The organism is Citrobacter sedlakii NBRC 105722 (assembly GCF_000759835.1).
GTDB classification, from domain to species: Bacteria; Pseudomonadota; Gammaproteobacteria; order Enterobacterales; family Enterobacteriaceae; genus Citrobacter_A; species Citrobacter_A sedlakii.
Window position 1 is genome coordinate 1 of record NZ_BBNB01000011.1, and the last position, 14,778, is coordinate 14,778.

6 protein-coding genes are annotated in these 14,778 nt (G+C 48.5%); all 6 read right to left on the reverse strand.

The features are described 5' to 3' along the window. Positions 1–7,608, reverse strand: a 7,608-nt coding sequence (locus tag CSE01S_RS15510) for a two-partner secretion domain-containing protein (protein ID WP_042290355.1), incomplete at its 3' end; no start/stop codon positions are given. Between the two features lie 14 nt (positions 7,609–7,622). Continuing rightward, positions 7,623–9,359, reverse strand: a complete 1,737-nt coding sequence (locus CSE01S_RS15515) for a ShlB/FhaC/HecB family hemolysin secretion/activation protein (RefSeq protein ID WP_052406301.1) — start codon at positions 9,357–9,359, stop codon at positions 7,623–7,625. A 24-nt stretch (positions 9,360–9,383) separates the two neighbouring features. Then, positions 9,384–10,388 carry a fimbrial protein gene (locus CSE01S_RS15520; RefSeq protein ID WP_042290358.1) on the reverse strand — a complete coding sequence of 335 codons (1,005 nt, stop codon included), beginning with the start codon at positions 10,386–10,388 and terminating at the stop codon, positions 9,384–9,386. Then, positions 10,385–12,832, reverse strand: a complete 2,448-nt coding sequence (locus CSE01S_RS15525; protein WP_233422709.1) for a fimbria/pilus outer membrane usher protein — start codon at positions 12,830–12,832, stop codon at positions 10,385–10,387. Before CSE01S_RS15525 ends, CSE01S_RS15520 begins: the two co-directional genes overlap by 4 nt. A gap of 175 nt (positions 12,833–13,007) precedes the next feature. Then, on the reverse strand, positions 13,008–13,745 hold the full coding sequence (locus CSE01S_RS15530) for a fimbrial biogenesis chaperone (RefSeq protein WP_042290363.1): 738 nt from the start codon (positions 13,743–13,745) through the stop codon (positions 13,008–13,010). 78 nt (positions 13,746–13,823) lie between these two features. Then, the gene (locus tag CSE01S_RS15535) at positions 13,824–14,390 is read right to left on the reverse strand and encodes a fimbrial protein (protein WP_042290365.1); all 567 of its coding nucleotides are present in this window, start codon (positions 14,388–14,390) and stop codon (positions 13,824–13,826) included. Positions 14,391–14,778: the final 388 nt, after the last annotated feature.

The window sequence follows — 14,778 nt, forward strand, 5'->3', positions numbered from 1 at the left end:
GTCCGTCTTCGTTTCGCTGTCTGCCGGTTTCGGCGCCGGTTTCAGATCCTCTGACTTCTGCGGCGTGACGGCCGGAACGTCTTCGCTACGCGGCGGTTTGCCCGGAGTGAAATCTGTCTTTTTCTCGCCGGTGCTACCGTTGCCTTTGTTCTTAGGCGCATCTGGCGTATCAAGATCATAGCTGCCTTTATTTTTCTTACCGATGCCCGGATCGGCCAGCGTAAAGGAGATATTGTTGCCCGCTTCCTTCTCATCACGCGTGACGACAGACATTTCGTCTTTATTGGTATTAATCTCGCCGGTCGTGCCTTTACTGGTGATATCACCAACGGAAATGGTCGATTTTTGCGTTTCATCACGATGAATTTCATCAACCGTATCAACATAAAGGTTTGCCGATGGCACGCCGCCTTTCTTGCCCGGCACGCCACCGATACCCACACCACCGCCACCGTACAGACCATCCTGTTCCACACTGTCTTCGAGGGTTCGGGCGTTAATGTCGCCAGCCACGTTCACGGAGCCGGTACCCTCTTCAGAGACAATATTCGCCCCTGTCATGTTCAGGTCGCCGCCGGTTTTCACGTTCACTTCGCCATTCGTGTGAATGCCAGATTGTTTTGCCGTGGTCGCTGCGTCATGCGCTTCGGAGCCACCACCCGCGTTTACCGCGGCGGTAGGCGTAACCCCTTTACCCGATACGGCGACACCCACCGACGCTCCCCAGTTCTGTCGGGCATTTTCGGTATGAACCGTATCCTGGACGGAGGTAATATCCAGATCCCCTGCCACGTCGACATCCGCGGTATTGGCCTCGATATTTGCCCCGGTCATGGACATATCGCCGCCGGTTTTGATCTTCACGTTATCGGCGGTAATAGTGCTGTTGGTGTAGGTGGTTGAATCACCGGAACCATTTTCTTTATTACCGCTGTAGTCAACGGACGCACCGCCGCTGATTCCGGTCAGATCCACACCAACGCCTGCCGTGACCCCTCCAGAATGTTCTTCGCTGGAGTTGGAATAGCTGGAAGTCGATTTCGCCGCATTCATCGACACGTCGCCACCGGCGTTAATTTCTACCTCCTCGCCCTTAATATCGACACCATTGAGGGTGGTGTCTTTTTTAGTATTGATAGAGATATTTTTCGCATTAATGTTGGTGATATTTTCCGATGTCGTTTCGGTAGTGGATGTCGATTTCTTCGAACCGCCGCCAATCGTTATGGACGCGCCCGCAATATCGTTAAGTAACAAATTTGACGCATCGCCAAGCACTTCTGCGGCAGTGGTCCCCGCATTAAGCTCCTGGCCATCCTGCGATTTCTCGACCAGGTTACCGGCCTTATCGGCGGAATCGGCAAGGGTACTGTGCGCTTCGCCAGAAATACCGAAATTCATCTCTTTATGCGTGGTGGTGGTCTTCTCTTCATCGAGGTATTTAGTGCTGGCGACATCTTCTGCATTAATACTCAGAGAGTCACCCGCGCTCAGGTCAGCCCCACCGATATCCACGGTTTTATTGGCGTTGATCGATCCCGACTCGGCAAAACTGATTGAGGCATTCGTATTCTTTTTACTGTCAGTAACGGTAGAATCACTTTGAGAATTAAATTCGAGACTGAAACCCGCGGTATCGTTTACCGGCGCGCGTCCAGGCTTTTTACCGATAGCCGACGTATCGGATTGTGAACCGGCACTAACGTAATCGCCTGTCGTGGTTGTATTAGACCCACCCGACATCGTGCCATAGTCCGTTTCCACTGTCTGACCACCACCGCTGACCCCAGCCCCCATACGGAATTCGCGGCTGGAGGTGTGCTCTTCCGAATGAGAGACATCCTCTGAGGTTTTAATCGTGACATTGTTTTCTGCCGAGATCGAGCCGGTCTGCGCAGAATAGGTGCCGCCTTCCATCACAACATCATTTTTAGCCTCAATGTTCATATTCCCGCCAGCCGACACATTACTGCCAATAGCGGTGCCCGTCGTGGCGGAGGTATCTGATAACGAGAAATTAAAGGCATTTTGCACATCGTTATCAATGGTGCGGGTCGCATCAATTTCATGCAGGTCGTTGAAGGTTACGTCCCCTTCTGTGGCCTTCATATTGACATCCTGACCCGCGGTAATATCTGACGCGTTTGAGGTGATTGATTTCGCTTCCATGCTGATGCTACCGCCAGCAGTCACGCCATCGTCGTAGGCATGAATAATCTGCTTGCCATCTTCACCCCGACCCACGCTTGCCGTCATGGTGATATCGCCATTTTCAGCGCTCATCGCAATATCACCGTCGGCACTGATAGCCGCGCCATTATTGTTGATATCGCCATTGGTGGTCGTCATGCTCATATCGCCACCCGCGGAAATACCGGAGTTCATACCGTTACTGACGTTATTAATATCGCCGTCAGAGACCAACGTCATGTCGCCGCCAGACGAAATTGAGCCATTCATATTGTTGATTTCACTGGCATCAACGTTCATGTCATTACCAGCATGGATTGTCGCGCTGCCGCCGTTAACGTCGCCGCTTTCCATCTGACGCAGCGTTTCCGGGCACAGATAAACAACCGGAACCAATACATCCACACCGTTTACATTTTGGTTAACAAACCAGACGATATCTTTATCCAGATTGCTACGCTGCTCCTGAGACAACGGTTCGCCAACCACCAGGCCAAGCTCACTATCCTTCGCCGCTTCACCTGCGTTATCCATTAATGCCTGGACAAGCGCATCGCCCTCCAGGCCGTCGCGAATTGAGAAGAAGCTGCCAACCGAGGCGGAAATTTCGCGGCGAATCAGCTCAGAGGTAAAATAATTATCGCCGATCACATTGACCGGCTGTTGCGGATCGTACCCCACCTGATCAAAGAAATAGTCCGATCCGGTATAACCGCTCTGGTCTATCATCGATGGACGGGTTTCAAAAATCGGCACGATATTGTTAGCGGGTCCCGGATAATCCTCGCCATTTTTCGCCGCTTCTGTGGTTTTCTTGAAATCGGTGGAGATTTCAAACATTCCCGGGATCGAGATCATATCTTTGATGGTCGGCATGGGGCTGATACCCATGGACAGCTCATCAATAGTTTTGGTATTGACGTTAACATCATAGCCCGCAATAACGGTGTCAACGGTATAATCACCTACATCAACATCGCTGATATTGGCGTTGGCGTTAATCACCCCTGCCCCGGCAATACCATTATCCAGCACCCCACCATTCTGCGTGAAGTTGCCGCCAGCGGTAATTTCGCCTTTTTCCTGCGGCACATAATAGGTTTTATTGGCCTTCAGCCCTGCATTGTCTGATGCGGTTTGTTGCGCCCAAATATTACACAATTTGTTATAATTAGACGTTTGCCAGTTTTCGCCGAAAATTCGGATCATCATGCTGTTAAATAATGTTGATTGATTACCTAACATCACTACTGCATTAAACCAGAGCTCTTTTTCCGCATCAGTGCCGCCCCCTTTTGTGTCAATTTTGTTTGCCGCACTGCCTCCGCCAAATTCAAAGTCAAGGAATTGATAAAGCGTATCGAATTCCCAGCTCGACTGGTGCTCTGATGCAAGCTCCCAGCGATAGGTAATGGAGCCTTCCTTGCTGAGCGGAAGTTGCAAGTAATCGTAAAGCGTAAGTTCGCCATAGCGCGGCGAGTTATAGACGTTACCTGTGATGGTGATATCTTTCGCCGCCTGTATCAGACCACCGGTATTAATCACATCGTGGGTATCGTAAATATCACGCTGGTTGATATTGATATTGCCACCTGCGCTGATCTCCGCCTGGTTTTCCAGTTGCAGACCGGATGTGACGGTCGGCATATATAACCCAATATGCGTATAAGATTTCGTCATTGCATGTTCGATCGTCTCATACGATACAGTTGCAATCTGCGAGCCAGTGATTGAAATTTCATCACCGCTGTAGGTGCTTTCATTGGTAATGACTTCAGCATCAAGATAAATATCTTTTTCTGACCGGATTATCCCCGCCTGGTTCCAGATTTCTTTCGCGATAATCGACAAATCACCCATGCTAAGCACATTGCCGCCAACGGCATTGATAAACTGTCCGTTGCGCGCTTCAAGACTCAAATCGCCCATTGTCCACAGCAGACTTTGCGCGCCATTAGTCACATTCTTCGCATTAATATCTAAATCACCGCCGGTGACGATAGACATGTTATTGACGAAGTCGCCTTCGGCGTCCACGTTCATATCGCCGATGATTTCCAGCATGGCATTGTTCGTAAAATCACCCTGCGTCGAAATGTTCAGCTCACTTCCTGCCCGAATGTTTTTACTGAGATTGTCAAGGGTCAAACTGGCGTCGAGATCAAGAGACAAAATCCGCCCGGCTTCCAGAATACCAGAGGTATTATTCAGGCTGGCCAGTTTGAGCGTCAGATCGCGATCGGCAACAATAGACGAGTTGTCGTCATTCGCCATAGCCCTGGCGTTGACGTTAATATCATAACCGGCGATAAGCGAATCAGCGCTGTTGTTAATATCACCGTTCGTCACGTTCAGCGTGGTGGTTCGGCCACCGACGATTACCGCCGAATTTGTGTTATTTAAAACCTGCGCAATATTCAGCGTCAGGTTATTATCAGACGAGACAATAGCGCCGCCATCATCATTCGTCAGATTATTAGCATCGATAGTCAGGTCGCCGCCCGCGACCAGAGTTGATGCGTATTCCCCCGTGCCGCCGCTGTTGGTCAAGGTATCCGCGGCGATAGTCAGCGTACCGTCAACCGCCTGAATCAAGGAACCTGACAGGTTCGTCAGCAGACCGATCGCATTGAGTACAGTATGCATACTTGCTGTAATCACGGCCTGGTCGGCGTTGGTCAGGGCATCCACATCTTCAATCGTCAGGTTACGCAAGGCCATTAACACATGGTCGCTCCCCTGGTTAATCAGGTTTCTGATATTGCGGATAATCAGATCGGTTCCGGCCTGTACAACGCCTTCATTTTTAAGCGTATCGCCATTTTGCAGGGTGATCGCACTGTTGCTAAGGATGACAGCCTGGTTAGTCAGTTCCCGAACGCCGTCAAACGTCATATCGCCTGACGCCACAATGGAAGCGTCGGAAGCGTTATTCAGCGTATCAACGGAAGTTATATTGAGCGCGCCACCTGCCTGAATCACCGCGCCACCGCTGTTGGTTAATGAATCAACATTGTTGATGGCAAGCTGCGTGCCACTGACCACCACCGCGCCATTCTGGTTTGAAATGTCGGACAGATGGCTGAGTGAAAGAGCGCCTTCGGCAATCAGCTGGGAATTATCGTTTTTAAGGGATTCAATATTCGACAATTGCAGGCTATCACCGCTGTAGATTGTCCCGGTATTGACGTTATTAAGCGTATCAATCTGATCGAGCAGGAGCGTCGTCGCCTGAATTGTCGATGCGTCATTCGTCAGCGTATTAATACCAGTAAGCGTAAGATCTTCCGTGGCTAAGATAACCCCATCCTGGGTATTAGACAGCGACGCAAGATTGGTCAACGAAACGGACTTGCCCTGGATCCAACCGGCACCGTCATTCACCACTGTCGTCACGTTTTCGCCATCCAGTGACAGTTTACCCGCCGCCAGAATTTCACCGCCGCTGGTGTTGGCGAGCTGCTTGCTCACCTTCAATTCCATATCGCCCGACGAACTGAGCGTACCGCCAGCATTGCTTAGCTTCGCGGTCTTCACCTGAACTTTCTGTTTAGCATTCACGGTGCCGCCGTTTTCAAGAGTGGCATCTGCATCAGAAGTCGTTAGCGCGATACTGCGGCCTTCAATGGTGCCGGTATTTTTCAGCGACTTGCCTTTCGCAGTGACGGTAACGTCATTTTTATTGCTGATGATATTGCCGCTGTTGTCGATATCGCCTTCAGCACTTACATCGATGGTTGCATCGTCGCTACTGATCGTACCGCTATTGATAAGGTTTCCGCGGCTGGCAAGCTGCATTTCCCCTTGCGTAACGCCGATTACCCCTTTGTTATTGAGGGCGCTGGCATTCATCACCAGTTTTTTATCGGCAAAGATTCGGCCGCTGTTATCCAGGTCGCCAACGGTGAGCGTCTGGGTGCCAGACGCATAGATCACGCCATTATTTTTCGCCGATCCGGAAGCGATAACGATATTGCCGCTGGCGTTAACGGCACCGCTGCTTTCAAACGCGCCAGTCAGATTAACCTGCAAAGTACCTTTTTTCGCCAGTACAGAGCCGCCGTTATTGGTCATACTGCCTGCGGTAATCTGAATATCTCCGCTGTGGCTGATAACCTGAACATCCGATACCAGTGAGCTGAACGCGACTTCCTTACCGTCCACCAGGACGACGAAGTCACCCTTTTTCAGCGTCACAACGCCATTGCTGATGATATTGCCATTTGCATCCAGCGCCTGGAGTTTGCCATTTAGCGTATATTGTCCGGCAACGTTGATCTGGATGGCTGGTACAGAGGTCGTCGCCGTCGCGTTGGTAATCAGCGAGGCGGCATTTTGCACCAGCGAACTGGCGTCAATACGGATCTTACCCGCAGAGGAAATCACATCGTTATTGAGGGTAACGCCAGCAAGCGCATTAAACACAATGTCATTTTGCGCTTCAACGCCCATCGCGCTATTGCTGGATTTGGTGGTCGCAATATTGTTGCCGTTTAGCGTAATATTTTTATCGCTGTGCAGACTGGCCAGCGTGATATCCCCGTCGGCGCTAATCTCTAAATCACCGCTGGAAATAATACCACCTGCGTGGCGCACACCCGCGCCAGATTCGGTGCTGATTAACTGAATTTTACCGCCGTACATGGAACCCAGCGCGCTACCATCGATAGCAACAGCAGGCCCCTGCCCATCGCCCTGGCTACGAACGGTATGGCTACGGTTGGCAAGCTCATAGTCGTTCTGTCCGGCCAAAACCTTCAGGTCTGCCTTACCGGCGATTTCGCCTTCAAGCTGGGCGCTGCGGCTGACGATATCAAAATAGCTTAAGCCTTCAGTGTTAATACCCTGCCCGGTGACGGTGATGTTTCCCTTATCGACGGCAAGTTTATAAGTACCGTCCTGATTTGCCTGTACTTTACCGGTGCTGAGGGTCAGACTATTGGCGTTAATGGTCGTCGCGCCGTTGACGCTAATACCATTTTCGTTCGCAATAATAATGTCGGCTTTTTTACCGAAAACTTCCATCGTGCCATTAATATACGAGGCCTTCGCACCTGTGACTTCGCTGATAATCGCACTGGCTTCCTGCTGCAGTTGACCATTTTTAACCGCGTAACCTCCAATTTTGGTCACGCCTTCTTGCATGCTGTTATTAAAGACAACGTCTTTCTGGTCAACGTTAAATTCAGTGAATTTATTTAATGAAACGCCCTTCGCATTAGGGTTAGCGATATTAATCAACGGCGTGCCATTCGCCGTCTGGCCCATCGTGGGACCGTTCGATTGACGATTGTCCGGTGTGGTGGCTGCTTCAACGGCAGGCGATAAAATACTCGCCAATGACAGATATAATGGGCCAAGTTTTTTATGCAAATTGCTGGCATTCAACTTCTCAGCTTTAACATTTTGTCGATTCATAATGTGTCCCTAAATTAAAAAGTAATTTCCGTTTTGTAATAGACAACTGCATCATCTACAGTCTGTTCATCCATTGAATCTGGTTTTCTGATGGGCCAACCTGCCATAACATAGGAGGAGAAATATTTACCGCTTGCTTTGATACCTACTGACGCGCCCATCATGAACTGCCCATCACACGCATCGACACCCTCAGGACAATTATCTTTAGTGAATCCGAGATCGTAGCCCATATAAGGCGTCAACTGATAAACACCAGCCACACCCACATCAAAAGGGAATTGCAGAGTATTTGCGATCCATGCTCCGCTATCGCTCATTACATTATCGTCTTTGAAGCCCCGAACCGTATATTCATCGCCAATTGTGACTTTTGCGTCACTCACCAGCACATCTGGCGAATACTGGAAGCCACTGTTTAATTCATACGTAACCCCCAGCCTTCCCACTTTATAAAGAGGGCGAGTCCAGCTGACAATGCCGTTATATTTAATATAATTGAGGTCAAAACCCTCCAGGTCCGGATCGCCTTTCCAGGCCGAACCAAACCATGGAACCCCAGCCGTTACGCCAATATCACCATAGACCCAACCACCGCCCAACGCGCCGACGTACGTCAGGCCAGAAGCAAGCGAGGTGTATTTTTTTGAACTGACATCGATTTGCGAATGTTCAATTCCATTGTAGTTATCCCGGCGCTCAACTTTCATCCACGCGCTTGTTTTACCGGTTGCACCACGCATAAGCATACGGCTTACACGCAGTGACGCGCGTTCTGAGTTTCCGTCTGACTCATAAATGTCGTACCCACCATCAATGCTTTTAGTGTATTGAGATTTATAGTAATTCGCATCAAATCCCCAATATCCCAATGGGACACCATAGCTAAAAGACCAGGAGTCCTGTTTGTCATCCGGATTATTAAGGTTGTTCCAGGAGTAATAAGCATTAAAAATATCATTTAGCCCGGCAATATTTTTACCGGTAAAACTGCCATAGTATTGCTGCCAGCCCTCCGCCTGAGTGCCCGAGTTATTGAGACCTGCGGTGAGAGATACCGGAAATGATGGCTGATGCAGTAAATTGAGATCGGAATAGCCATTAATCACCGAGGGCTGAACATGAATATTATCAGCATCCGATACGCGTAATAAATTTTCCACGCTCTGGTCAATATCCTGCATATTGAGCACCTTCCCTTTGGCAAAGGGATAGGCGGTAAATAAACGCGTGTGTTCACGAAATGAAGGTTCTTGACCGTTCACTTTAAAATCGTTAATCTTTCCCCACAGTACACGAAGCGTTAACGAGCCGCTTTTAATATTACCAGGTTCAATACTTATAAGGGTTGTAGCATAGCCACGAGCAATATAAAAATCCGTCAGTTCTTTGACCAACGAAAAAATTTCGGCTTTTCCCAGTTCCTTTCCCACATAGCGCTGAACGATTTCTTCTCGTTGCGGCGAGCTGTCGAACCGATCGTCATCCAGAATGACAATTTTATCGACTTTAAATTTCCACTGTGAATCAGCCGGCAGCCCGCCTTCTTCTTCGCTACCGCGCAGCGCTCTTTGTTTTTGCAAAAGCGCTTCTGTACGTTTCGCCTCTTCAATTAAAAACTGATTACTTTGTCTTTCGAGTCTGTCCAGTTCTTGCTTATTTTGCTGACCGGGAAGCATAGCGGCATGTGCCACTTGTAAAAGTGGCACAATTAAAACCATCTGTTTTAATAAAAAGCGTGAATATATCATCACATCATTCCCTGATATTTATATTTAATTTATCATTGTGTATACAACAACGCCCACAACTTTTCCGGCTGTCAGCTGCGAATCGCGCTGGATGTTGGTCGGCACATATATTTGTGCCTGATAGGTATTGGTCCGCATTGATGTGACCGGGTACTCTTTAGCTTGTCCAAGCGTTAGCGCAGTAGAGCTGTAACGGCTTTTTTCATAAAGACGTATCGCAAAATTTTCCGCGTATCCCTCGCCTGTCTCAACACCCAGTACCCCCGTGAGAGAAGCGAACTGTGAGTTAATCACTGTGTCAAACTGCAGCTTGACGTTTGCGGGTTCGGGGCAGGCCACAGTAATAGTGAACTCTTTTTTATCCCCTTGCTTCGAATTATCTTTAACAAAATCAGCCAGACTATAGGTTCCCAAATCGATATAATTTGTTGATGGATAAAGAGTGCACGAACTGGGTATAACTTTAATCGCCGTGCCAAAATTAATAGATAAAATGGATAATTTATCGCTGGAATCTGCTGTCGGAATAACCGAGGCCTCTGCAACGCTTCCTACCGGAATATAACTCTCCCCAGCATTGAGCGTCCCCGTCTGAACAAACTCGACCAGCACCGTGCTATTTTTTATCGAACATCCGGCAGCACATGTCACCGCAGCTCCTGAGTTACCGGGTAACCAGGCGTCAGCGGCTTGAGTAGGCCACTTCATGCGGATACCGATACCCGGAATTTCCGTGACATAGACATTATCGATCTGCGAGGTAATGTAATTGCGCGTATAAGAGGAATGCCAGGTTGACTGCGTAGCGCTATTACACTTATAGCTAATATCCGGCACCGAAAAGGTTTTACTCCAGAGTACAGTACCTGCAGCCCCCTTCTCTGCAGGCTTAAGTGTAATATCATCTGTGATATTCAACATCGCCAACGGTGACGTTAATTCACAAAGCGCAGCATAAGCTTGATTACTACTGACCGAAAACAGTATGCCCGCCGCTAACATCAATAGCCCTGATAAAATCCGTTTCATTTTGTTAATTCTTCCTTTTCGCAATGAATATCGACAGCTTTAAAAGCGCTCTCTGATTCATCAGCATTATGTTCTTTTTCAGTCACGTCATAACTTGACCGGCACTGGAATGACTGCTTTTGTTTTTTCCATTTAATTAAAAGCGTATTTTTCCCTTTTTGCAGTGAAACCATAGCAAGACCATTCTGGCCAACCATGCCAATATTATCCCCCTCGCCATTGAGTATGGGCGCGCCAAAAGGAATAATCTCCCCCGTATTCAATACGAAATGGACAAAAGTTTGCTTATCCTTTTGCGCATCCATTTTTATGAGGACGGCTGCCCCGGCGGTAGGAACAATTGTACGGCGCGTATCATCGACTTCTACGTCAAAGCGAGTACCTTTAGGATCGGCGTACACTTCATTGTATCTGTAGGGTGACAGATAACTGATAATCCCATATCCATTATCTTTAATGATTGCATTCGAGTCCGGATACACATGCGATCCTTCAGCCCCTTTCGCTTCAACAATACCAATGGTATCAGCGAGCATTGGCACAAAGTTAACCCCGCCCTGGTGCACTACCATTCCGCCGTTGAAGTTCACGCCTGCCATGAAACTGTCTCTGGACTGGCTGTAGGTCACGCCGCCGGAAGCACTTTCTCCCGTATAGGACAGGTTCATACCGAAGTTGGTTTCTGGCTGGTTTGACTGGCTGAAGTAACCGCCAAAACCGAACTGCGAACGCTCGCCGGCAGAGCCATTTAAGGAGGTACGGAAATTCGCGTCGTCGCTGTTATAGCTAAAGTTAGCGCCGAGGCGCACGTTTCTGTCGTACTGGTTGCCAAGCGGCAGACTGACGTTTAGATAAACCGTATCTTCACGTTCGCCATCTTCGCTATGCGTGCGGCCAAAAGAGATACCCCAGGTCGTTCTGCCAAACTGGTTGTTATACCCAACGACAAAGTTGGACTTTTCATTCTGTCCTAACTCATCATTCCAGACGTTGCCAACAAATCCGCTCACATAAAAACTTCCCCAACCGGGAGGTAATGTCTGATTGATGTTGGCTTCAAGACGCTCGCGATAGCGTGATGGATAGTAATCCGTATCGCCCGTATCAAGGCTGCGTTTAAGGCTTATCGCATCGGACAAGGAGTAGTAATTTTTGCTCGAATAACGGTAGCCGACCAAACTGAAGTTGGTGCCGATATCCGGCAGGCTCTTCGCCAGGCTTATCCGCAGACTCATATCGCAAAACGTACCGCAATCCTGAGTCTCCGGCTGATCGTCGAAGTGGGTAAAAGAACGTGTTACATCAAGACCCAGCGCGCCGAGGCGGGTATTCACCGCTAAACCTGTCATTAATGAAGCGTAGTCGCCGTCGAAAGCGCTTTGCCCACCGAGATAACCCGTGAGGTTATTGAGCAGACCATATTGGATAGTCCCTTCCAGCAGTTGCGGATCCTCGGAAAGCCACGTGTCGCGGATCTCGCCGGCAGACATGGAGTAGCGTGAATAGCCTTCTCGCAACAACTGCGGGACGCTGGAATACGGTACGGAGAAATGCGTTTCATCGCCATTGGTTTCCTTGACGGTGACCTCCAGGTCGCCGTTGTAACCGGTGGCATACAGATCGCTAATCGCAAACTCGCCCGGTGGGACGACTTTTTCGAAAATCGTATTCCCCGCCTGCGTGATAGTAACCGTGGCGTTGCTGTTCGCAATCCCACGCACCACAGGCGCGTAATTACGCACGGAATCCGGTAACATCCGATCATCCGTCGCCAGGCGCGCACCCCGTAGCGCCGTGGTATCGAAAAAATCACCAGTGGTGTTGAGATCGCCCAACACAATTGTCGACTTAATCGGCGCAATAGCGCGTTCAGCATAAGCCTGAATATGTTGTATACCAGACTCACTCGTATCACTGCCGGACATCATGCTGTCATAGGTTGTAAAACGCCACGCCCCTAAAGACAACGAGTTGTGCATGTTACCGTAGAGGTAATTCGAGTTATCCTCCCCCGGACGATAGCGCGCGCTGGTTGCGCTAAAGGTGTAGGAAGACATTAACGCAGGCACACCGTCATCCCATAATTCCGGACTGATATACCCTACCGGCGTATTTAACAGCATCGCCTGAGGAATGGTGACGTCAAGCTGTTCATCGTCCTGGTTGTATTTCACGGTAGCGCCAGGAATTAACGCCGGCAGGATAATGCAGTCTGCGTTCTTCCAGTTCTCCGGCAGCTTTGACGTATCAACGTCAAAGCGGATGATCATTTCGGGTTTCAGGCAGGCGTTGACCCCCTGTTCGTTTTGCGCCGCAACGAATGTGATCATCCATGCGTCAATTTTTGTACGATTGCTGTAGACCTCCAGCTTATAGTCCCCGGGCAGGATTTTGTCTTTGCCGTCGAACTGCGTGAGGTCAATTCCGCTATCATAAAACTTCATAAACCCACGAGAAAAATTTATGGCCTGGCCTTCACTCGCCGCCGATGCGGAAAATGAGGACAGTACCGCAACAGCAACCCAGGTCGTCATAAGTCGCTTGATTTGATGTTGTGTTATATCTTTTTTAATAAAAGGGAACATGCAGCAACCATCCTGGCAACAATATCCTTAACGTTTAGAACGTATAAGTACGTTTGATATAAGCACCTAAATCGGTAATGTAGTTGTATTTAAATACGCCTTTCCCCTGTACAGCATTAACCTGCGGAAAGTGGTAAGTCAGTTGGCTGTAAGGCGCAAGTATCTGTCCTTCCACTTCACTCTCTTTACCCTCGGCGTTGAGCAGCCAGGCGTTCGTCATACTGACGTAATAAGGCGATCTATTCGTACCCGTAACGGCATAGCCTTTCGCGGTTTTTTGTAATTCCCATGTTAAATTATCCGCCGCTTCCATCGGGTTTCCTTTCAAACCTGCCGGACGGTAGAAGAATTTAATCAGCGTCCTGAATGCCATTTTTATCTGATTCTTGTTCGCATCCTCAGGTAATTCAGGTGGGATATCTAATACGTTCAACCAGAGCATGGTTTCACGATCTTTAGGGTATTTATTAATGGCCTCGTCGGTCTGGAAGATACGGAATACTTTCCCTTTTTGGCTGTTAATGCGGGCTACCGGCGGGTTAATAAAGAAGGGTAGCTGCTCCTTCTCGGCACCGATGTTTTTCTCTGTGGTAGATAGCCACACTTGCGTTAATGTGGGCTGGGCCCCCACGTTGTTAATACGTACGCTTTGTTCTTTTTCTGCCGCATTAAGCACAACGCGCGTCGTCATAATTTGAATCGTCGACATGGCCTGAAACGAGCAAGCCAGACTTAACACCGCCGCGATACCGACACTCAACTTCCTTATCATTCAACCTGCTCCTTCAGATGAATTTAATGGCGGATGTTCTCCGCCATTTGGCTAATACATGATTAATTTATTAGGGGATCACTGATATTTGATGGAATAAACCACTTCAGTACTGACCTCACCAGCGGTAGCCGCGCCGCCGGTAGCAACATACTGCGCCCAGTAGTCAAACTGCGCAGTATTACCGCTCACCGTTTTGGTGATCGCTGATTCGTTGGCCGTCGTCAGATTCAGAATCGCTTTATTAGCATCAAGCAAACCCACCTGCACTTTATTCGCGCCGCCGCTATCTGCAGCAACGGTGTTTTTCAGGTTACCGGTAGCATTGTCGATATTTGTACTTTGCGCGAGTTCAAAGAAGACGCTGGCAACCTTTCCGTTCGCACAGTTTGCGCCGCTGAGTTTAATAAAGAATGGTGTGTCCCCTGCACGCTCACCATCCGCCGCTAATGCCGTGATGCTGATGGGTGGCAGATGTACAGTAAAGTCCGGGGTCGTGGAGGTGCCGGTAGCATCGCCCCCCGTTATTGTACAGGTCGCATCGCTAATCGTCCCTTCAAAGGTAATTGTTCCATCTTCCGCAGCGGCAACATTCCCGGCGCAAATGAGAACCGTCAGTAATGCACTTTTCGCAATATAATTCATACTATATCCATATATAAAATAATAGTGAAATGAGGATGCATTCTAGTTTTTTTTGCTTGTGTCAACTACATTCCGGTCCTAAATATAATCCTAAAATGGACCAATATTTATTTTATGAATGAATATTGCACTGTTTAATTTTGAACACAGCTGATATATAAGGAATTATTTCTTTTATTACTTGAATTTATATTTATTAAGTAAATATATAGCACGTGCAGTGTCCAAATATGGAGTTGTTTTATTCAAGAAATTCATTGAGTAAAATAATTTTTATGATGTTTTTTGCGCGGGTAAGAGGAGAAAAAAGAGAAAAAAAATCCGGAAATGCGTGTCATTTCCGGATTCAGATTTTGCGCGAATGAACTCGCGTTATGTTGCTATGCGG